The sequence below is a fragment of the Saccharothrix sp. NRRL B-16314 genome, assembly GCF_000716595.1.
In the GTDB taxonomy this organism is placed as follows: domain Bacteria; phylum Actinomycetota; class Actinomycetes; order Mycobacteriales; family Pseudonocardiaceae; genus Actinosynnema.
The window spans coordinates 74144-95187 of the sequence record NZ_JNXC01000006.1 but is presented as its reverse complement, the minus strand read 5'-3'; the positions used below and the strand labels follow the sequence as shown (position 1 = coordinate 95187).

The 21044-nt window shown below is 72.6% G+C and carries 20 protein-coding genes; 10 read left to right on the top strand and 10 right to left on the bottom strand.

The window, feature by feature from the left end; genetic code table 11:
* Positions 1-4: 4 nt before the first annotated feature.
* Positions 5-685, bottom strand: a complete 681-nt coding sequence (locus OQ02_RS41880; RefSeq protein WP_231499988.1) for a GNAT family N-acetyltransferase — start codon at positions 683-685, stop codon at positions 5-7.
* A 94-nt stretch (positions 686-779) separates the two neighbouring features.
* Here OQ02_RS41880 and OQ02_RS12835 point away from each other — a divergent pair, with 94 nt between their 5' ends.
* Complete coding sequence (locus OQ02_RS12835; RefSeq protein ID WP_051772225.1) at positions 780-1223, top strand: MarR family winged helix-turn-helix transcriptional regulator; 444 nt, start codon at positions 780-782, stop codon at positions 1221-1223.
* On the top strand, positions 1220-1921 hold the full coding sequence (locus OQ02_RS12830) for a hypothetical protein (protein WP_033438604.1): 702 nt from the start codon (positions 1220-1222) through the stop codon (positions 1919-1921). The genes OQ02_RS12835 and OQ02_RS12830 overlap by 4 nt, the downstream gene beginning before the upstream one ends.
* Position 1922: 1 nt before the next feature.
* Here the strand turns inward: OQ02_RS12830 and OQ02_RS12825 are convergent, their stop codons facing one another.
* The 3 genes from OQ02_RS12825 to OQ02_RS40885 form a co-directional block, all read right to left on the bottom strand.
* Positions 1923-2468, bottom strand: coding sequence for a hypothetical protein (locus OQ02_RS12825; RefSeq protein WP_156077016.1), 546 nt, complete (start codon positions 2466-2468; stop codon positions 1923-1925).
* 65 nt (positions 2469-2533) lie between these two features.
* Complete coding sequence (locus tag OQ02_RS12820; protein ID WP_033438602.1) at positions 2534-3229, bottom strand: YwaF family protein; 696 nt, start codon at positions 3227-3229, stop codon at positions 2534-2536.
* A 46-nt stretch (positions 3230-3275) separates the two neighbouring features.
* Positions 3276-3644, bottom strand: a complete 369-nt coding sequence (locus OQ02_RS40885; protein ID WP_051772224.1) for an STAS domain-containing protein — start codon at positions 3642-3644, stop codon at positions 3276-3278.
* A 141-nt stretch (positions 3645-3785) separates the two neighbouring features.
* On the opposite strand from OQ02_RS40885, the gene OQ02_RS12810 reads away from it, so the two are divergent.
* Together OQ02_RS12810 and OQ02_RS12805 are read left to right on the top strand one after the other, a co-directional pair.
* The gene (locus OQ02_RS12810) at positions 3786-4718 is read left to right on the top strand and encodes a universal stress protein (protein WP_033438601.1); all 933 of its coding nucleotides are present in this window, start codon (positions 3786-3788) and stop codon (positions 4716-4718) included.
* 186 nt (positions 4719-4904) lie between these two features.
* Entirely contained in the window at positions 4905-5963 is a 1059-nt protein-coding gene (locus tag OQ02_RS12805) for a TerC/Alx family metal homeostasis membrane protein (protein WP_051772223.1), read from the top strand.
* A 35-nt stretch (positions 5964-5998) separates the two neighbouring features.
* Here the strand turns inward: OQ02_RS12805 and OQ02_RS12800 are convergent, their stop codons facing one another.
* A complete protein-coding gene (locus tag OQ02_RS12800; protein WP_033438600.1) occupies positions 5999-6781 on the bottom strand; it encodes an SDR family oxidoreductase in 783 nt (260 codons plus the stop codon).
* 152 nt (positions 6782-6933) lie between these two features.
* Positions 6934-7809 (bottom strand): alpha/beta fold hydrolase, encoded by an 876-nt coding sequence (locus OQ02_RS12795; protein ID WP_033438599.1) that lies wholly within the window; start codon positions 7807-7809, stop codon positions 6934-6936.
* 122 nt (positions 7810-7931) lie between these two features.
* Here OQ02_RS12795 and OQ02_RS12790 point away from each other — a divergent pair, with 122 nt between their 5' ends.
* Positions 7932-11171: a BTAD domain-containing putative transcriptional regulator gene (locus OQ02_RS12790; RefSeq protein ID WP_081915573.1), complete on the top strand. Its 3240-nt coding sequence runs from the start codon at positions 7932-7934 to the stop codon at positions 11169-11171.
* On the opposite strand, the gene OQ02_RS12785 is transcribed toward OQ02_RS12790, so the two are convergent.
* Positions 11168-11839, bottom strand: coding sequence for a response regulator (locus OQ02_RS12785; RefSeq protein WP_033438598.1), 672 nt, complete (start codon positions 11837-11839; stop codon positions 11168-11170). The two genes, OQ02_RS12790 and OQ02_RS12785, sit on opposite strands and share 4 nt — an antisense overlap.
* Entirely contained in the window at positions 11836-13092 is a 1257-nt protein-coding gene (locus OQ02_RS12780) for a sensor histidine kinase (protein ID WP_231499987.1), read from the bottom strand. Before OQ02_RS12780 ends, OQ02_RS12785 begins: the two co-directional genes overlap by 4 nt.
* 222 nt (positions 13093-13314) lie before the next feature.
* Here OQ02_RS12780 and OQ02_RS12775 point away from each other — a divergent pair, with 222 nt between their 5' ends.
* On the top strand, positions 13315-14013 hold the full coding sequence (locus tag OQ02_RS12775) for an ABC transporter ATP-binding protein (protein WP_033438597.1): 699 nt from the start codon (positions 13315-13317) through the stop codon (positions 14011-14013).
* Positions 14010-16352: an ABC transporter permease gene (locus tag OQ02_RS12770; RefSeq protein WP_033438596.1), complete on the top strand. Its 2343-nt coding sequence runs from the start codon at positions 14010-14012 to the stop codon at positions 16350-16352. The genes OQ02_RS12775 and OQ02_RS12770 overlap by 4 nt, the downstream gene beginning before the upstream one ends.
* Before the next feature lie 2 nt (positions 16353-16354).
* On the opposite strand, the gene OQ02_RS12765 is transcribed toward OQ02_RS12770, so the two are convergent.
* Positions 16355-17527 carry an MFS transporter gene (locus tag OQ02_RS12765; RefSeq protein WP_033438595.1) on the bottom strand — a complete coding sequence of 391 codons (1173 nt, stop codon included), beginning with the start codon at positions 17525-17527 and terminating at the stop codon, positions 16355-16357.
* A 78-nt stretch (positions 17528-17605) separates the two neighbouring features.
* Between OQ02_RS12765 and OQ02_RS12760 the strand changes: the two genes are divergently transcribed.
* Genes OQ02_RS12760 through argG form a run of 3 tightly spaced genes read left to right on the top strand, consistent with a single transcriptional unit; the run spans position 17606 to position 20428 of the window.
* The gene (locus OQ02_RS12760) at positions 17606-18586 is read left to right on the top strand and encodes a LacI family DNA-binding transcriptional regulator (RefSeq protein WP_033438594.1); all 981 of its coding nucleotides are present in this window, start codon (positions 17606-17608) and stop codon (positions 18584-18586) included.
* Between the two features lie 4 nt (positions 18587-18590).
* Positions 18591-18938: a hypothetical protein gene (locus tag OQ02_RS12755; RefSeq protein ID WP_033438593.1), complete on the top strand. Its 348-nt coding sequence runs from the start codon at positions 18591-18593 to the stop codon at positions 18936-18938.
* Between the two features lie 44 nt (positions 18939-18982).
* The gene (argG, locus tag OQ02_RS12750; RefSeq protein ID WP_033438592.1) at positions 18983-20428 is read left to right on the top strand and encodes an argininosuccinate synthase; all 1446 of its coding nucleotides are present in this window, start codon (positions 18983-18985) and stop codon (positions 20426-20428) included.
* Positions 20429-20471: 43 nt separating this feature from the next.
* Here argG and OQ02_RS43720 read toward each other — a convergent pair whose 3' ends face one another.
* On the bottom strand, positions 20472-21038 hold the full coding sequence (locus tag OQ02_RS43720) for a hypothetical protein (RefSeq protein ID WP_051772222.1): 567 nt from the start codon (positions 21036-21038) through the stop codon (positions 20472-20474).
* Positions 21039-21044 lie beyond the last annotated feature (6 nt).

The following is a 21044-nucleotide window of genomic DNA, read 5'->3' as shown; positions in this document are numbered from 1 at the left end:
AGCGTCACGCGGGGCGTTCGAAGATCAGCTCCAGCCCGTCTTCGTCGTCCCACTGCTCGCCGACCTCCACGAACCCGAACCCCGCGATGGTCGCCAGCGACGCCGCGTTGTCCGGGCTGATGGTCGCCCGGACGGTTCGAACGTCCGGTTCGGCGGCGGACCGGCGCAGCAACTCGACCAACGTGGCCCGCGCGTAGCCACGACGGCGGAAGGCGGGGTCGATGGCGTACCCGATCTCGACCATGCCGGACTCGTCAGGAGGCCCGTGGAACCCACCGTGCCCCACCACCACACCGCCACCGCCCACCACACCGCCGCCTGCGCCACCGCCCACCACACCGCCGCCTGCGCCACCGCCCACCACACCGCCGCCTGCGCCACCGCCGCCCGCGCCGCCGCCCGCGCCGCCGCGGATCCGGCCGGCGCCCACCGCACCGCCGTCCACCACACCGCCGCCTGCACCGTCCACCGCACCGCCGCCGACCACCACGGCCAGCCGCGCCATCCACCGGGCGTTCTCGGGGTCGGCGGCGATCTGGTCCAGCCGGTACCGCCACACCCACCGCGCCCGGTCGGTCAGGAAGTAGTCGGTCAACGGCACTTCGGCCGCAGTCAGGTCACCGGCGAGCAGGGCGGCCAGGACACGGCCGTCCAACTCGACGAAACGCACGTCATCTGCTGTCACCGTGCGCATGGTCGTTGCCCACCGCCCGCGCGTCCACCGGGTTTCACCCCGCCCCACTTTGACAGGTACTTGTCAATCTGGCACCTTGTCCGCTGTGACCGCGCTGTCCGACCGTGGACGTGAGTTCTCCGCCCTGCTGCTCGAGGTGTTCCGGGTGAACGGACTGCTCCTCGCCGCCGGCGACGAGCTGGCCGAGCCCGCGGGCCTGACCAGCGCCCGGTGGCAGGTGCTCGGCGTGGTCGACCACGGGCCGTGCACGATCGCGCAGGTGGCCCGGATCATGGGCCTGACCAGGCAAGCAGTGCGGCAGACGGCGACCAGCCTGGTCCGCGACGGCATGGCCGAGTTCCACGACAACCCGCAAGACCTCCGCGCCAAGCTCCTGGCGCTCACCCCACGCGGCCGGTCGGCGTTGCGCCAGGTCGAACGCCGTCAGGCCGCCTGGGCCAACGACCTGGCCGGCCGCATCGCCCTCGCCGAACTCCGCGCCGTCACCGGCACGCTGCGCGACCTCGGCGACCTGTTGGAGGACCGATGACCGTCATCCCGTTACTGCCCTGCGCGTCGATCGACGACGTCGAGGAGTTCTACTCGGCGCTGGGTTTCGAGCGCACGTACCGGCAGACCAAACCCAACCCCTACCTGGGGATGCGCCTGGACCACATCGAACTGCACTTCGGCACCATCCCGGGCTTCAACCCGGCCGACTCCTACGGCAGCTGCGTGATCCAGGTGCCCGACACCGGCGTCCTGCACAGCGCGTTCGCCGAAGGGCTGCGCGCGGCGTACGGCAAGGTGCCGGTGGCGGGAATTCCCCGGATGACCCGGCCGCGTCCCCGCAAGAACGTCGACGGCCTGGCCGGCTTCACCGTGATCGACCCGGGTGGCAACTGGATCCGCATCTTCCCGGCGGCGCACACCGCCGAATCCGCCACGCCCACCACGCCCTCCGGCAAGCTCGCCAAGGCGGTCGAGAACGCCGTCGTGCAGTCGGACAGCCGCGGCGACGTGGCCCAGGCCGCCAAGATCCTCGACGGCGCGCTGGCCAAGGCCGAGGACGCCAGTCCGGTGGAACGGGTGGAAGCCCTGGCCTACCGGGCCGAACTGGCGTTCATCCTGGAGGACCGGACGCGCGCCGCGGAGGTGTTGGCCGAGTTGAGCGCGATTCCGCTGACCGCCGAGGAACGCGAACGCCTGGCGGACACCCTGGCGACCGTCGAGGAGATGCGCCGGTAGCTCAGGGGTAGTCGCGCTCGTCGTACTTGTCGAGGGACAGCAGCGTGCGGATGGTGGTGGCGGCCTCGCTGCTACCACCCGGGATCGCGGCCTTGACCGCCTCGATCACCGCTTCCCGCGTCGGGGCGAGGGCGGCGCGGTCCCAGTGCGGTTGCGCCGGCTCGGATTCGGCGATCAACGCCGTCATGGCCGGGACGACGTCGGCGGGCCAGACGACGGCCCGGAGTTCGGCGACGTGGGCCTGGTTGGCCTTGGCGGTGGCGTCGGCCAGTGCCTGGACCTCGGCGATCGGGCGGCCATCGTTGAGGCCCTGCTCTAAGTGCTCCAACGCCTCGTTGTAGGGCTTGACGATGTCCAGGTAGCGCCGAGCGGCCTCGTCCTTGGCCAACGGGACCGGCACCGCTGACGCAGTCGTTCCCACAGTCGTCGCCGCAGTCGTCGCCACCGTTTCAGCCACCGCAGCCGCCGGCACCTCGTCGGTGCTCGCGGTCGAGCAGCCGCTGACCGCGCACAGCACGACCAGAGCGCCCATCACAACGTTGCGCATGATTCCCCCCGGTTCCACGGGGACGACCTTAGGGCCCCCATTCGGGTGGACCTCCTGGGGCTCGCTCATGACCTTCGGCTGCCCCGCCGCGTCCACGGCCACGTCATCAACGCCCACACGAGGAGCACGGCCGCGCTCTCGGGCACGAGGTACCACGGCCAGTCGCCGAGGAGGTCCAGCACGGACCCGGTCGGCGGCTTCCGGTTGACGTAGCCGTAGTTGGAGCCGAGCGCCAGGTTCAGCACGAACACCGCCGCCGCCCACACCACCGTGATCAACACGGCCAGCCGGTACCCGCGCCAGTCGGGCCGCAGGCCGAGCCCCCAGGTCAGGTAGACGGCCGCCCAGACGACGAACAGGTGCGTGGCCCAGAAGAGCAGGAACCCGAGGTCGGGGAAGTCCACCCGCAGCACCGGCGTGACCAGGGCCTGGACGCTCAGCGTCAGCCCCCAGTAGTAGGTGAGCGCGAACGCCCACCGGCGCTGCGACCACAACGCGTACGCCGCGACCGGCCCGGCCAGGTCGGACAGTTGCAGCGGCAGCGAGTGCTGGACGTCCCAGCGCGGCGGCAGCATCAGATACGCGTGGATGGCCACTTCGAGGACCAGGACGACCCCCGCGAACCAGCGCGAGAACCGACGTGAAGGCCGCCGACGCCCGATCGCCACCACCGCCGCGACGCCCACCGCGAACAGCACCAGCACGACCCAGTGGGAAGTGCCGTACGCGGTGAACCCGTGGTCGATCGACAACGACCCCACACGTCGGACTACCCCGGTCGCCGCCCGGCTACGCGGCGGGTCGGGGTCAGCCCGCGCGGGTCGTGGCCACGTCGTCCAGCGTCGGGACCACCTTGAGCAACCGGTCCACCTCGGTGAGGCGCAGCGGGCGGACCACCGAGCGGCGGCTCGCCACGACCGTGAACGGCACGCCCTCCGCGACCGCGCGGTGGTGCGTCTCGAGGAGGGCCGCGATGCCGAGCGAGCCCAGCACGGTCACGTCGGACAGGTCCGCGACCAGCGCCGGGGGCCGCAGGTCGAGTTGGGCGTCCAACTCGGCGCGGATCAGGTCGACGCCCACGACGTCGACGTCGCCGGTGACCCGGGTGACGGACAGGCCGCGCACCTCGGTCGTCTCGACGGCGAGATCCCCGTCCGACGGGTGCAGATCGGTCATCGCAACGCTCCTCCGTGGACCGGGCGGTGTGACAGTGGCGTCGCGTCGGCCGCGCCGGACGTTACGTCCAGGCTCAAACCGGTTACCCCGTGCGCTCGCCGGGGTATTCCTCCGGTTCCCGGAGAACCGCGGAGGTGGTGCATGTCCAGCCCTCGGCACGGCGGCGCGCACGGCGCGGTCGTGGTCGGTTTCGACGGTTCCGAGCCGTCCCGGCTGGCCGCGTTCTGGGCCGCGCGTGAAGCGGCCAGCCGGCGGTGTGGCCTGCTGGTCGTGAACGTGCTGCGCGGGCCGATGCCGGAACTGGCCATGTCGCCGATGGCCGTGCCGCTGCCCGACGCGGTGACGGACGAGGCGGTGCGCGGGTTCGCCGAGAAGGAACTGGCCGAGGTCGCCGCCGAGTGCGAGCAGCGCACTCCTGGGCTGGACGTGCGCACGTCGCTGGAGGACGGCTACTCGGCCGACGTGCTGAGCCGGGTCGCGCGGGGTGCGGAGCTGCTCGCGGTCGGCTCGTCGGGGCGTTCCGGGCTGTCCCGGGCACTGCTCGGCTCGACCACCGCGGACCTGGTGCACGCCCACCACGGCCCGACCGTGGTGGTGCGCGGCGACGGCCGCGAGGACGGCCGGGTGGTCGTCGGGGTCGACGGGTCGGAGACCAGCGACCGGGCGGTCGCCTTCGCGTTCGAGTACGCCTCCCGCCGCGGCGGCGACCTGCTCGCCGTGCACGCGTGGGCCGACCTGCCGCTGGAGGCGCTGGCCCCGCTGCGCAACCAGGACGCCAACCGGCCGCACGTGGAGGCGCAGGCCGAGGCGTTGATCGACCGGAGCCTGGCACCGCACCGCGAGGAGTACCCGGACGTGCGGGTGAGCCGGGCGGTGGCCTTCGACGGTCCCGCGCACGCGTTGTTGGAGAACGCCCGCACGGCCGCGTTGCTCGTCGTCGGCAGCCACGGCCGCGGCGCGATCCGCCGTGCGCTGCTCGGCTCGGTCGGCCACGCCGTGCTCTACCACGCGCCGTGCTCCGTGGCGGTGGTGCACCGCGACCGCGACCAGGCGCTACCAGGAGGAACGTCGTGACCGAACGTCCGCACTCGCCGGGCCCGAACCCGCGGGGGCACGAGCCCGACTCGCCCGACCCGTTGATCCCGCCGGACCCGTCGCCGGGCCGACCCCGGCCGTCCGGACCACAGCCGCCCGGACCCGAACCGGTGCCACCCGAGCCGATGCCCCGGCCGGTGCCGCCGACGTCCGCCCGCTGACGCCGTGCTGACCGTCAGCGGACTCACGTGGGTGCTCACGATCGGTCTGATCGTCCTGCTGCTCGCGGTGGACATGGTGCACGCCGTCGTGCGCCCGCACCGGGTAGGCATCGGCGAGGCGACCGGCTGGTCGGTGTTCTACATCGCCGTCGCGATCCTGTTCGGCGTGTGGTTCACGCTGCACAACGGAGGCGAGCTGGGCACCGAGTACTTCGTCGGCTACCTGGTGGAGAAGAGCCTCTCGGTCGACAACCTGTTCGTGTTCGTGATCATCATGTCCACGTTCGCGGTGCCCGAGGAGCACCAGCACAAGGTGCTGACGTTCGGCATCGTGATGGCGCTGGCCCTGCGCGCGGTGTTCATCGCGGTCGGCGCGACGCTGTTGTCGTTGTTCTCGTTCGCGTTCCTGATCTTCGGTTTGCTGCTCCTCTACACGGCCGTGCAGCTGTTCCGGCACCGGGACGAGAGCCCGGACGTCGAGGACAACATCGTGGTCAAGACCGCCCGGCGGGTGCTGCCGATCGCCGACGACTACGTGCGCGGGAAGCTCTTCACCCGCGACGACGGCAGGTTCGTGGCCACACCGCTGCTCGTCGTGCTGCTGGCGATCGGCAGCATCGACCTGCTGTTCGCGCTGGACTCCATCCCCGCGGTGTTCGGCATCACCGAGGAGCCCTACATCGTGTTCGTCTGCAACGCGTTCGCGCTGCTGGGGTTGCGGGCGTTGTTCTTCCTGGTGAAGGGGCTGCTGGACCGGCTGGTGTACCTGTCGACCGGGTTGTCGCTGATCCTGGCGTTCATCGGGGTGAAGCTGATCCTCCAGTGGGCGCACGCCGACATCGACCCGAGGGTGCCCGAGGTGCCGACGTTCGTCAGCCTGGCCGTGATCGTCGTGGTGCTCGTCGTCGTCACCGTCGCGAGCCTGGCCAAGACCCGGCGCGACCCGTCGGTGACGGCGCGGCCCGGCTCGCTGCGGGCCCGCCGAGCGCGTGCCGGGACAGCTCCGGGAGAACAGCCGGACGCGCCACCCCGAGGGCGACCGCGTCGGTCAGGCCCCGGCTGACGGCGACGACATGAGCCCGTCGCGCAGCCACTCCCTCAGGACCGCTTCCCCCGGTACGAGGTCGCCCACGGGTCGGGGTGCGCGGCCAGGTAGTCCTCGAACGTCACGGTGCCGTCGGCGCGGTCGGGGGCGAGGTGGCCGCCGTCGCGGTAGCCGCGGAAGGTGCGGCCCGGCACCCGGACCGGCACCACCGCCCGTCGGCGTCCGGTGGCCCGGAGGAACGCCCCGGCCAGGTCGCGGGCGTCCCTGACCTGCGGTCCGGCGAAGTCGGGCGCTCGGCCCAGCGGCTCTCCGACGGCCAGGTCCGCGAGCCGGTCGGCCACGTCGCCCGCGTCGACGGGCTGGAAGCGGAGCGCGGGCACCGGCATCACCGGTGACCGGGCCGCTCCGGCGAACAGCACGCGCAGCAGGTCGTGGAACTGGGTGGCCCGCAGGATCGTGTGCGGTCGGCCGGACCGCTCGATCAGCCGTTCGGCCGCGAGTTTGCCCTGGTAGTAGGGCAGAGGTACGCGGTCGACGCCGACGATCGAGACGTACGCGAGGTGGGCGCCGGCTTGTCCGGCCGCTTCGACCACCCGGCCCGCGATGGCGGCCTCCGCACCCCGGCCGAACGCGGTCGCGCAGTGCACGATCACGTCCATCCCGGCCGCCGCCTCCCGCACCCCCTGCCCGGTCTTCAGGTCAGCGACCACCCAACCCGGTGACGGCTGCGGGCGACGGCTCAGGCCCCGCACGTCGTGGCCGTCGCGTTCGAGCCGTTCGACCACCCTGCGGCCCAGCAGCCCGGTCCCACCCGTCACCAAGATCCGTTTGCCCATGAACCAGATCCTCCCGCGCCCGCGCGAGTCGCACCTCCAGAACACGCGAGCCCAACACCCAGACCAGTGAGTCCAACGTTCAGAACACGTGAGTCCTACGCTCAGGACACGTGAGTCCTACGTTCGGAACGCATGAATTCAACACTCGTGCACTACCGGGCGAGCAGGTCCCGCAACGCCTTCACGACGTCGGCCGGTGCTTCCTCCGCCATGAAGTGACCGCACGACACGGTGTTGTGCTCCAAGTCGGTCGCCCACTCACGCCACCGCGCGGCGGCGTCGAAACCGAGGGCGGCACCCCAGTCCTGCTGGAGCACGGACACCGGCATCCGCAGTCGGTTGCCGGCCACCTGGTCGGCCCGGTCGTGTTCGACGTCGACGGTGGCCGACGCCCGGTAGTCGGCGACGATCGACGGCACCGCCTCACGGGACGCCTTCAGGTAAGCGGCACGGATGTCGGCCGGGATGGACGTCGGGTCGTTCACCCAGACGTCGAGGAAGTGGCCGAAGAACGCGTCCGCCGACGCCGCGATCATGGTCTCCGCCAACCCCGGCGGCTGCGCCATCAGGTACAGGTGGAAGCCCACGGCGGCCGTCGTGCCGTGCATGACGTCCCACATGTCGAGGGTCGGCAGCACGTCCAACGACGCCAGGTGGGTGACCACGTCCGGGTGATCCAGGCCCAAGCGGAACGCCACCAGCGCGCCCCGGTCGTGCCCGGCCAACGCGAACCGCTCGTGCCCGAAAGCACGGGCGACGGCCACCACGTCGGCCGCCATGGTCCGCTTGGAGTAGGCCTGCCCGTCATCGGCCGGCTTGTCGCTGTCGCCGTAACCACGCAGGTCAGGGCAGATGACGGTGTGGTCGGCGGCCAGGTCGACGGCGACGTGCCGCCACATCAGGTGCGTCTGCGGGAAGCCGTGGAGGAGGACGATCGGGCTGCCCGACCCGCCCACGGCGACGTTGAGCGACACACCGTCGGCGACGAGTACTCGCTGCCGGGTGAACGACGTGATCCTCGGGGGCATTTCGTGGCTCCTCGTGTTTGCTGTGAACGTCCTCGGTGGACGACTCTGCGGTACCGCGATCAGCGCCCGGTCAGCGTCGGATCAGCGGTGCCCGGACGGCCGGTCGGCTACGTTGTCCGGCGATGGTGCGTTTCGGCGTGTTGGGGCCGCTGGAGGCCGAGGACGAGCGCGGGCCGGTCGACCTCAAGGGCCTGCGGCACCGGGCCGTGCTGGCACGGCTGCTGGTGGCCAGGGGACGGGTCGTGCCGGTCACGCGGCTGATCGACGACCTCTGGGACGTCCCGCCGGACGGTGCTCTGGGCGCCGTGCAGACGTTCGTCGGCGCGCTGCGGAAGGCCCTGGAACCGGACCGTCCACCCCGTACTCCCGCCCGGCTGCTGGTCACCGCGCCGCCCGGTTACGCGTTGCGGGCGGAGGAGGTCGACGCTTGGCGGTTCGAGGACGAGGTCGCGGCGTCGGCCCGGTTGCTGGCGGACGGTCGCGCCGGGCAGGCCCTCGTGCTGTTGGACGACGCGCTGGGCCGGTGGCGAGGACCCGCCTATGCCGAGTTCGACCACGACTGGGCACGCGGCGAGGCTGCCCGGCTGGACGAAGTGCGGCTGCTGGCCGTGGAACGGCGGGCCGAGGCGGCGTTGGCCCTCGGTAAGGCGGCCGAGACGGTGCCGGGCCTGCGGGCGCACGTGGCGGGGCATCCGCTGCGCGAGGAGGGCCGACGGCTGCTCGCCCTCGCGCTGTACCGGACGGGCCGGCAGGGCGACGCGTTGGCGACGCTGCGCCAGGCACGTGAAGTCCTGCGCACCGAACTCGGCGTCGACCCCGGTGAAGGCCTGCGGCAGCTGGAGGCGGACGTCCTCGCCCAGGCCACACACCTCACCGTCCAAACCCCACAGCCGCCTCCCGAGCACCCGTTCGTCGGTCGCACCGCGGAGTTGGCCGCGTTGGCGCGGGCGACGCGCCTCGCCTTGATCTCCGGCGCCGCCGGGGCGGGCAAGACCGCGTTGGCCGGTGCCCTGGCCGAACGACTGGCCGCCGCCGGCTGGACCACCGCCTGGGGCACGTGCCCGGAACTACCGGCACCCCCTGCCTGGCCGTGGACGCAGATGAGCGAAACCCTTGCCGCGGCAGGACATGCCGACCCCGTCGCCGCGAGGTTCCACCGGCACCGGGCGATCGCCTCGCACCTGGCCGCGATCGCCGCGGAGAACCCGGTCCTGCTGGTCTTCGACGACCTGCACTGGGCCGACGAGGAAACCCTCGCCCTGTTCACCGCGCTGGCCGACGCCGACACCGGACCCGTGCTGGTCGTCGGCACGTACCGCTCGACCGACATCTCCGCCGGTCTGGCCGAGGCCCTGGGCCGGGCCGCCCGCGCCGAACCGACCCGGATCTACCTCGGAGGCCTGACCGAACCCGGGGTGCGGGAACTGGTGGACGCCATCACCGACCACAAGATGACGGCGGCCGACGTGCGCACGGTCCACGCCCGCAGCGGCGGCAACCCGTTCTTCGTCCGCGAACTCACCCGTCTCTGGCAGTCCGAAGGCGACGAAGCCCTCCGCACCGTCCCCGCCGGTGTCCGCGACGTCATCCGCCACCGGCTGACGAAGCTCAGTGACACGGCTCGGACCCACCTGCGCCAGGCATCGGTTCTGGGCCAGGACGTCGACCTGGACGTCCTGATCCAGCTCGCCGGTGACGAGGACGCGGTGCTGGACTCCGTCGAATCCGCTGTGCTCGCGGGCTTCCTGGTCGAGCGGAACGCCGACCGCCTCGGCTTCGCCCACGCACTCGTCCACGAGACGTTGTACGAGGACATCCCGCGCGCCCGCCGTGCCCGGTGGCACGCCGCAGCCGCCGACGTCATCGAGCGGACCCGGCCGGACGACGTGGAGGCCATCGCCCACCACCTCCTGCGAGCCGGGAACCGCGCCACCGCCGCACGTGCCGCGCACTACACCCGTGCGGCGGCCGAACGCGCGGAACGCCGGTTCGCACCGCACCAAGCCGCGACCCTGTGGCGGGAGACGCTGGACCGGTCGGGTCCGGGTGAGGCTCGCCTGGAGGCGTTGATGGGGCTGGTGCGGGCGCTCGCCGTGACCGGTGACCTGGCGCAGGCACGCCGGTACCGCGCGGAGGCCGTCACGGCGGCGGTGGGTGATCCGGTGCGGGTCGCCCGCACGATCGGCTCGTTCGACGTGCCCGCTATCTGGACGACCAACGACGACGAGGCGCTGTCCGCCGAACTCGTCACGGCCGCCGAGCGCACCCTCGCCGTCCTGCCGCCCGGGCACGAGGCGGAACGCGCCCGCCTCCTGATCACCATCGCGATGGAGCGACGGGCCGACGCCGGACGACGCGGACTGGCGGCGGCACGCGAAGCCGAGACGATCGCCCGTGACCTGGACGACCCGTCGCTGCTCGCGTTGGCGCTGAACGGCCGTTTCCTCCAGACCTTCCACCGAGCCGGTCTGGCGCCCGAACGGGCCCGCATCGGCGAAGAACTCCTCGACCTGGCCCGCCGCCACGACCTGGTGACGTTCGAGGTGCTGGCACACCTGATCCTCGTCCAGTCCCACGCCGCACTCGCCGACCTGCCGTCCGCCGACCACCACGCCACCGCCGCCGACGTGCTCGCCGAACGCCACGACCTGCCGCTGGTCGGTGTGTTCACGGCTTGGTACGCCGCACTCCGGCTGGCCGCGACCGGCCGACGGCCCGAAGCCCGAACCGCCTACCGCGCCGCCGCGACCAGGCTCACCGGCACCGGGATGTCCGGGCTGGAGCGCGGAATCCTGCCGTTGGCACTGCTCGGCGTCGGCGAGGTGCAGGACGCCGACTGGGGCCCGTACGAGCCTTGGGCGCGACCGTTGGTCCTGTTGGCGCGGGGTGAGCGCGACGAAGCCCTCGCCGCCGACGTGCCGGACTCGCCGCACGACCTGCTGTTCGAAGCGCGGACCTGTCTGCACGCGGAGATCGCCGTCGAAGCCGGTGACCGACCCATGATGGAACGCCTCTACGCCCGGCTGCTTCCGGCTTCGGGGGAACTGGCCGGTGCGGGCAGCGGCCTGCTCACCTTCGGCCCCACCGCCCGCCACCTCGGCAACCTGGCCAGGGCGCTGGGACGGCACGCCGAAGCCGCCGACCACTACCGCCAGGCCGAGGAGATCACCGCACGAGTCGAACAGGCCGCGCCGGCCGCACAGACCACACCGACCGCGCCAGCCCAACAGGCCGCGCCAGCCACACCGGCCGTACGGGCCGAACAGACCACGCCAGCCGAACGAGCTGTGCCAGCCGAGCCAACCATGCCAGCCGAGCAGGCCACGCCAGCCCAACAGGCCGCACGACACCGGGACACCTAACCCTCCCCGCCAGGGCTCACCAGACCAGTCTCGTAGGCGACCACGACGGCCTGCACCCGGTCCCGCAGCCGGAGTTTCGCCAAGATCCGGGCGACGTGGGTCTTGACCGTCGCCTCCGACAGGTGCAACCGATCGGCGAGTTCCGCGTTGCTCAACCCCCGCGCCAACAGCCGCAATACCTCCAGTTCACGCGGCGTCAAGGCGGCCAGGTCGCGGTGTGGGGCGGCGGTGTCCGCACCCCGGTTCGCGAACCTCTCGACCAGCCGCCGGGTGATCGTCGGGGCCAGCAACGCGTCACCCGCCCGGACCATCCGGACGGACGCGACGAGGTGTTCCGGCGTCACGTCCTTGAGCAGGAAACCGCTGGCACCGGCCGACAACGCGGCGTACACGTAGTGGTCGAGGTCGAACGTGGTCAGGATGATCACGCGCGGCTCGCCGTCCGCGCCGGTGAGGATGCGCCGGGTCGCCTCCAGCCCGTCCAGCTCCGGCATCCGGATGTCCATCAGCACAACGTCGGGCCGCGTGCGCCGGACCGCGTCCACGGCGTCCGCGCCGTTGGCCGCCTCGGCCACCACGTCGATGCCGTCGGCGCTGAGGATCATCCGGAAACCGGTGCGGACCAGCGCCTGGTCGTCGGCGACCACCACGCGCAGCGATCCGGTCACGGTGCCTCCAAGGGGATCAGGGCGGTGACGCGGTACCCGCCGCCAAGGCGCCGCCGGGCGTTCAGGGTGCCGCCGTACACGGCCAAGCGCTCACGCAGGCCGATCAACCCGTGCCCGGCACCGCCGGCCGCACCGGGACCGGGCTCGCCGCCGGTGTCGACCACGTCCACCCGGAGGTCGTCGGCCCCGTAGTCGACGGTCACGGTCGCCGGCGCGCCCGCCGCGTGCTTCACGGTGTTCGTCAACGCCTCCTGCACCACCCGGTACGCGGTCAGCTCGACCCCCGACGGCAACGGGCGCGGCACACCGGTCACGGTCAGCTCGACCGGCAACCCGGCGTCGCGCACCCGGGACACCAACGCCTCCAGCTGATCGAGGCCGGGCTGCGGCGCGAGTTCGGCCGGATCGGCGCCGTCCATCGTCAGCAGCCCCATGACGTGCCGCAGCTCCGTCATCGCCGCCCGCCCACCGGCCTCCACCGCGAGCAACGCCTCCTCGGCCTGGTCGGGCGCCGTCGCCATCACCTTGCGGGCCGCGCCGGCCTGGATCGTCATCACGCTCACGTGGTGCGTCACCACGTCGTGCAGCTCGCGGGCGATCCTGGAGCGCTCGTGCGCGACGGCCCGCTGCAACGCCTCCGCCTGCTCGCGTTCCAGCGCCGACACCTGCGCCAGCCCTTCGTCGGTCCGCACCTTCCACGTGCGCAGGCCGTTCGCCGCGACGATCAGCGGCACCAGGACGACCAGCGGGACGTACTGGTTCGGCACGACCGGCAGCTCCGAATCGCGGAGCACCGCGACCGACAGCACCGTCACCACCAGGCTCGCCAACGCCGGCGGCCGGTGCGGGCTGTACGCGGCGGCCGAGTAGGCGGCGATGACGCACGCGTAGAACGTGAGCCTCGGCCACTCCGTCGGCGTCATCAGGTTCGCTTCGAGCACGATCCACAGCACGACCAGGGGGTACCGGCGGCGCAGTGCCAGGACGGCCGACGAGACGACCGCCACGACCACCGCGCCGACCTCACCGCCCGGCTCGGTCCGGAACTCGGACAGGTCCTGGCCGGGGAACCTGACCGGCGCGGGGAAGTCGCCCGCGTCGAGCGCGTACTCCACCGACACGATGCCGAGCACCAGCGCCAGCACGACGTCGAAGACGTAGTTGCGCCGCGCGGGCCGGGGGAGCGGACCGGTCGGGAGCAGCACCAGGGTGGCCCAGTGCCGCAATCGGTCCGCCACCGGCGCGCTCGTCACCGTCTCATTCTCTCGGACGGCCGTGCGCCGCGGCATCCACCCGCACGCCCCCTCGATGCACACCGCTCGCCTACATCGCAGGGATGACGCGGACCGCCCTCATCCCGGCGGGCTACCGGAAATGCCTCCCGCGACCGACGCGCCCGGAACCGCCGCGCTCCTAGCGTCCACCGCGCCGGAAAGGCGATCCGCCTGAAGAGACGATCGAGGGAGACCGAAACCATGACCACGCCGGTGATCGAGCTGCGTGACGTGAGCCGCAGGTACGACGAAGGGCCACCGGCGTTGCGGGACGTGTCGCTGACCGTGCACGCGGGGGAGGCCGTCGCGATCCTCGGCCCGTCCGGCAGCGGCAAGTCCACGATGCTGAACCTGATCGCGGGACTGGACCGGCCGGACACCGGCACGGTCACGGTGGCCGGCAAGCGGGTGGACGGGCTGGGGGAGGCCGCGTCGGCGCGCTTCCGGCGGGCCGGGATCGGCATGGTGTTCCAGTTCTTCAACCTGCTGGACGACCTGACCGTGACCGACAACGTCGTGCTGCCCGCGCAGTTGGCGGGCATGGCCCGCGGTGAGGCGAGCCGGCGTGCGGCGGAACTGCTCGACACGCTCGGCATCGCCCGGCACGCCCGTGCCTACCCCGGTCGGCTGTCCGGCGGTGAGCGACAGCGGGTCGCGGTGGCCAGGGCGTTGATGAACCGCCCCGCGCTGCTGCTCGCCGACGAACCGACCGGTGCGCTGGACACGGCGTCCGGTGAGGACGTCAGCGCGCTGCTCACCGAGCTGAACGCCGACGGCCAGACCATCGTCGTGGTCACCCACGACCTCGCGCTGGCCCGGTCGTGCACCAGGCGCACGATCCGGCTGGTCGACGGCAAGATCGCCGGGGACGTCGCAGCGAACCCGGAGCCCACCCGATGAGCGGGCTGGGCAGGGTCGTGCGGTCGGGCGTGGGACGCCGCCGCGTGCAGACCGTGGTGATCGGGCTCGCCACGACGATGGCGGTGACGGCGTCCGTGCTCGGGGGTTCGCTGCTGGTCGCGTCCGCCGCGCCGTTCGACAACGCGTTCGCCGAGCAGAAAGGCGCGCACCTGGCCGCGGAGTTCGACGCGGGCAGGACGACGTCCGCGCAGTTGTCGGCCACCGCGTCCGCCTCGGGCGTCACGGCGTCGGCCGGACCGTTCCCGACCGTGACGACCACCCCGACCGCGGACGGCCCCGGTGACCCGGCGCCCATGTCGGTGGTGGGCCGGGCGGACCCGGGAGGCCCGGTGGACGCCGTGACGCTGACCGACGGCGCCTGGGCCGACGCGGTGGACGAGATCGTGGTGTCGGCGGACGGTCCGTTCGCCCACTACCGCGAGGGGTCCGGCGTCGGCCGCCGGTTCACCTTCCCCGACCTGCCCGGCAGCCCCACGTTGACGGTGGTGGGCGTGGCAAGGTCCATCAGCCGCACCGCCGACGGCTGGGTGCTCCCGTCGCTGATCACCGCGCCTACCGGGTACCAGGTGCTCTACCGCCTCGCCACCGCCGACACCGCCGAACAGGTCGACGCGGGCCGTGCCGCGGTGGCGGCGCTGGCACCGGAAGGGGCGTTGAGCGGGTCGCAGTCGTGGCTGGTGCTGAAGAAGGCGGCCGATCGCGCGGTCGCGGTGTTCGTGCCGTTCCTGGTCGCGTTCGGGCTGCTGGGGCTGGTCATGTCGTTGCTGGTGGTCGGCAACGTGGTGGCGGGCGCGGTCGGCGCGGGGACGCGGCGGATCGGGATCCTGAAGTCCCTCGGGTTCACCCCGGCCCAGGTCGTGTGGGCGTACGTGGCGCAAGCCCTGATCCCGGCCGCGGTCGGCACCGCGATCGGTGTCGTCGTGGGCAACCTGCTGACCATCCCGGTGCTCGCGGAGACCGAGGAGGTGTACGGCACGGTGACGTCGGCCGTGTCGCCCGTGGTGGCCGCCGTGGTGATCGCGGGTGCGCTCGGGATGGTGGCCGTGACCGCGTTGACCAGCGCGTTGCGGGCCGGGCGGTTGCGCACGGTGGACGCCATCGCGGTCGGTCGCACCCCGCGTCACGGCCGGGGTCGGTGGGCGGCGCGACTGACCGCGCGCCTGCCGCTGCCCCGACCGGTCGGCCTCGGTCTGGCCCGTCCGTTCGCGCGGCCGGCCCGTGCGATGGCGATGGGCGCGGCGGTGCTGTTCGGCGCCACGGCCGTCACGTTCGCCGTCGGCCTGGCGTCGTCGCTCAACGAGTTGCAGATCGCCCGTGACCACGACAACGCCGACGTCAGGATCGGCGTCGAGGGGAACGGCAACGCCGTCCCGTCCGGGCCGGGCACGCGGCTGGACGTCGACTCGGCGGCCGTCACCGCCGCAGTCGAAGCGCAGCCAGGCACCCGTGCGCACTACAGCACCACCAGGACCCGGGTGAGCGTCGCGGGCGTGGCCGGCACCAGCACGATCGTCTCGTTCAGCGGTGACGCCACCTGGGACGGCTACGAGATGGTCGCCGGCAGGTGGTTCCAGGCGCCCGGCGAGGCCGTCGCCGCCAGACCGTTCCTGACCGCCACCGGCGCGGAGGTCGGCGACACCGTCACCCTGGACGACGGCGGGAAGTCGGTGACCGTGCGGATCGTCGGCGACGTCTTCGAGATGTCCAGCGAGGGCATGGTGGTCCTGACCGACGAGGCCACGTTCGCCGCCGCTCCCGGGCCGATGGGCGCGAGCCACCACATCGCGGTCCGGCCGGGCACCGACGTCACCGCCTACATCGGCGCCCTGGACACCGCGCTGAAGCCGCTCGGGACGTCCGCCCGGCCTGCCCGGACCGATGGTGGCAGCGACACGATCGTGCTGATCAACAGCCTCACCGCGACGCTCACGCTGATGCTCGTCGCGGTCGCCGCCCTGGGCGTGCTGAACTCCGTCGTGCTGGACACCCGCGAACGCGTCCGCGACATCGGCGTCCACCGGGCACTGGGCATGACGCCGAAGCAGACCATCACCATGGTCGTCTCGTCGGTCCTGGTCACCGGCGTCGTCGGCGCCGCGATCGGCGTGCCGGCGGGGGTCGCCCTGCACGGAGCGGTCATGCCCGCGATGGAGAAGAGCGCCGGGCTCGGCCTGCCCGCCTCCGTCTTCGCCGTCCACGACCTGCCCGAACTGCTCCTGATGGGCGTCGCGGGTCTGCTGATCGCCATCGTCGGCGCGCTGCTGCCGGCGACCTGGGCCGCCAGGACGTCCACCGCCACCGCGTTGCGCACCGAGTAGCGCTACCGCGGCCGGAGCACCGGGACGAGGGCGAGCGCCGGCACCAGCAGCAGCGGCACGACCAGCAGCGCCCTCAGGACACCCACCTGATCACCGAGCAACCCGACGACCGGAGGTCCGGCCAGGAACGCCGTGTACCCGATCACCGCCACCACGCTCACCCGCGCAGCCGCCCGACCTTCCTCGTCGGCGGCTGCGCTCATCCCCACCGGGAACCCCAGCGACGTGCCGAGGCCCCACAACGCCACGCCGGCCACCGCCACCACCGGTGAGCCGCCCAGCACCGCCATCGCCACACCGCCGATGGCCAGCAGCATGGTGGCGGTCAGCCCCGGGACCCGGCCCCAGCGATCGAGCGCGACGGTGCCGACGACCCGGCCGAACGTCATCGTCGCCACGAACACGCCGAACACCACCGCGCCCGCCGCCGGCCCGAACGAGTAGCCGTCCACGAACGCCACCGCCACCCAGTCGTTCGCGGTCCCCTCGGTGAACGCCAGCACCAGCACCAGCAACCCGATCAGCACCGTGCGGGGCTCACGCCAAGCCTCCAGCACACCGCTCTTCGCGCCGACCGGCTCACCGCCGTACCGGAACGAACGGGCGGCGACGAGCGTGCCGCCCGACACCAGCGCCGCGACGCCCACGAGGTGCGCGGTCACCGGCAACCCGAGCCACGCCGCCGACGCGGTCAACCCGGCGGCGGCCACCGTGCCGAGGCTCCAGATCGCGTGGAACCGGGGCATCACCGTCCGCCCGATGACCCGCTCGACCGCCGCCGCCTCCACGTTCATCGCCACGTTGCAGGTGCCCGACCCGTAGCCGAGCACGAACAGCCCGACCGCCGTCGCCACCGCCGAAGGCCAGGCGCCGATGGCGACGCCCGCGACCACCAGCCCGGCCGAAACTCCCGTCGTCGACATGACCACCGTCCGCCGCGGCCCTAGCCGGTGCGTCACCTCGCCCGCCGTGAGCATCGCCAACGTCGCGCCGGCCGACATGGCGAGCAGCAGCAGCCCGAGCGCGCCCACGCCGAGCCCCAGCGCGTCCCGGGCGGCGGGGACGCGGGCGAACCACGACGCCACCGCCACGCCGTTGAGCCCGAACGCCACGGCCACCCCGATCGTGGTGCCGCGGACGGCGGCCGGGTCGGACGTCACCTCGGTGGTCGACATGCGGGTTCCTCTCCTCGAAGACAAGTCGACCCCACCCGTGGAAGCGCTTCCACCACAAGAGCCGGCACACTCGGCGCTGTGGTGGGGAAGCAGCGCGACGCGACGCTGGACGACGTGGCACGGCTCGCCGGCGTGTCGGTGGCGACGGCGTCGCGCGTGCTCAGCGGCAGGGGACCGGCGTCGAAGGCTGCGCGTCACCGGGTCGCCTCGGCCGCGGCCGAACTGCACTACGTCCCGCACGCCGCCGCCCGCGCCTTGGCCACCCGCAGCGGCACGCGCATCGCCGTCGTGGTCGGCGGTCAGACCGCGCACGTGCTGAACGACCCGTACGTGGGCCGCGTGGTCACCGCCACCGCCGAAGTCGCCGCCGCGCACGAGGTCGGCGTGTCCCTGCACTGGCTGCCGCTGCACGACCCGGCCGAACTGGGGCGGCTGGCGGAGCACCGGGGCATCGGCGGCATCGTCCTGCTCAACCCGACGAGACCGGCGCTGGACGTGGTGCCGAAATCCGCCCGTGGCCGGATCGCGGCCATCGGCATCGGCTCACGGGACGTGCCGTCCTTCGACGTCGACAACGCCGCCGGCACCGCGAGCGTGGTCGGACACCTCTTCGCCGGCGGCCGGCGCAGGGTCGCCATGATCACCGGGGCGCCGTGGCTGCCGTGCACCGAGCGCGCCGTCGCCGCCTACCGCCGGGTCGTGGACGAGGCGGGCGCGCCACCCCGGCTGGTGCCCGGCGACTTCACCGCCGCACGGGGCGAGGTCGCCGCGGCCGAGATCATGACCCGCTGGCCGGACACCGACGCCGTGTTCGCGTTGGGCGACCTGTCCGCCCTCGGAGCCCTGTCCGCCCTTCGCCGCGCGGGCGTGGACGTGCCGGGGGACGTGGCGGTCGCGGGCTTCGACGACATCGCGTTCGCCGCCCTGAGCCGCCTGACCACCGCCACCCACCCCGTCGAGGACATCGCCGCCGGAGCCGCCACGGCGGTGCTGGACCGCCGCACCACGGCACCGCTCACCCGCTACCCGTCCACGCTGGTCCTCCGCGAGAGCGCCTGAACTCGTGCGGTCGGACGTCGCGGAACGGGTCGGCGAACTCCTCGACGCACTCCTCGACGACCGGTCGGGCGCGCCGGCGGCGGTTCGGTCCGTCACGCCCGTGACCGAGGGGTGGTCCGCCCGGCACGGCGTGCGGCTGCCCAAGCTCCTGGCCCGCGACGACCCGCACCCGCTGGGCTTCTCCCGGCGGGGGCAGTTGCTCGACACCCTCCAGGTGGCCGTGGACGCCTCGGCCGCGTCGGGCGCCCTTCGGTCTGCGCGCCTGGTTCGAGCGGACCATCGCCGCACTCCGGCACCGGTGGCCGGACCTGCCGCCGAGCCAGGCCGTGTACCCGGCGTACCGGTGACCTGAGCCCCGGTTTGTATGGTCATTCATAACCGTGCATAATCAGCGGCGTGTCCAAGGTGCTCACTTCCCTTCCCGCCGGCGAGCGCGTCGGCATTGCCTTCTCCGGTGGACTCGACACCTCGGTGGCGGTCGCGTGGATGCGTGAGAAGGGCGCGGTGCCGTGCACGTACACGGCAGACATCGGCCAGTACGACGAACCCGAGATCGCCACGGTCCCGGAACGCGCCCACGTGTACGGCGCGGAGATCGCCCGGCTGGTCGACTGCCGGGCGGCCCTGGTCGAGGAAGGGCTCGCGGCGCTGGCCTGCGGCGCCTTCCACATCCGGTCGGGCAGCCGTGCATACTTCAACACCACGCCGCTCGGGCGCGCGGTCACCGGCACCATGCTGGTCCGCGCCATGCTCGAGGACGACGTGCAGATCTGGGGCGACGGCTCCACCTACAAGGGCAACGACATCGAGCGGTTCTACCGCTACGGCCTGCTCGCCAACCCCTCGCTGCGGATCTACAAGCCGTGGCTGGACGCCGCCTTCGTCGACGAGCTCGGTGGCCGCACCGAGATGTCCGAGTGGCTGATCGCCCGCGACCTGCCGTACCGGGCCAGCACCGAGAAGGCGTACTCCACCGACGCCAACATCTGGGGCGCGACGCACGAGGCCAAGGCGCTGGAAAGCCTCGACGCGGGCATCGAGCTGGTCGAGCCCATCATGGGCGTGCGGTTCTGGGACCCCGCGGTCGAGATCGCCGCCGAGGACGTCTCGATCGGCTTCGAGCAGGGCCGGCCGGTGACGATCAACGGCAAGGAGTTCGGCACCCCCGTCGACCTGGTGCTGGAGGCGAACGCCATCGGCGGCCGGCACGGCATGGGCATGTCCGACCAGATCGAGAACCGGATCATCGAGGCCAAGAGCCGTGGCATCTACGAGGCGCCGGGCATGGCGCTGCTGCACGCCGCGTACGAACGCCTCGTCAACGCGATCCACAACGAGGACACGCTGGCCGCGTACCACAACGACGGCCGCAAGCTCGGCCGGCTGCTCTACGAGGGCCGCTGGCTGGACCCGCAGGCGCTGATGATCCGCGAGTCGCTCCAGCGCTGGGTCGGCACGGCGGTGACCGGCGAGGTGACGCTGCGCCTTCGCCGCGGTGACGACTACTCCATCATGGACACCACCGGCCAGGCGTTCAGCTACCACCCCGACAAGCTGTCGATGGAGCGGACTGAGGACTCGGCGTTCGGCCCAGTCGACCGCATCGGCCAGCTGACCATGCGCAACCTCGACATCGCCGACTCCCGCGCCAAGCTCGAGCTGTACGCCGGGTTCGGCATGGTCGGCAGCCGCCAGTCGGCGTTGATCAGCGCCGCGCAGGTCGCCTCGACCGAGCTGATCGGCGCGATGCCCGAGGGCGGCGCCGAGGTGATCGCCTCGCGCGGCGAGGTGGCGGACGACGAACTGCTCGACCACGTCGCCCTGGAATCCGGCAACGACTGACAGACCCGCTCGAAGAGGCCCGCCGAACTGGGAAAACCCCAGGTCAGCGGGCCTTTTCGGTAAGGTGTCCGGCCCGGCGGCGATCCACCGCGACGGACGCCATCAGCACGCAGCCGACCATCGGCAGCAGCAGGGGAGGCAGCTGCCAGGTCACGATCAGCAGCACGCCGAACGACATGACGAGCAGCAGCGACCCGCCCAGGTCAGCGACCGCGCGACGCGACGCCGCCCGCATCAGGTCCGGCCACCGCACGTCCGGCGACCAGGCAGCCGCCGCGCGCAGGACCACCACCGCGAGCCCGATCCCCGCGACCACGCACACGACGGCCACGAACCCACCGCCGGCGACGCGCGTCCGCAGGAACACCACGTCGACCGCCAGCACCGCGAAGCCCGCGAGCACCCCGATCGACACCGGCCAACTGCCGGGGAGCGCGGCCCGCACCCGCTCGAAGAACGCCCGCACCGCCGTGGTCTCACCGTCGACGTGCGCCTTGATGTGCGCGCACCCGGCGGCCAGGGCCGGCAGCAACGTCACCACCGGCAGCGCCACGAGCAGGACCAGCAAACCCGCGGTCAGGCATTCCCCGAACAAGGCGAACCGCTTCATCCCGTC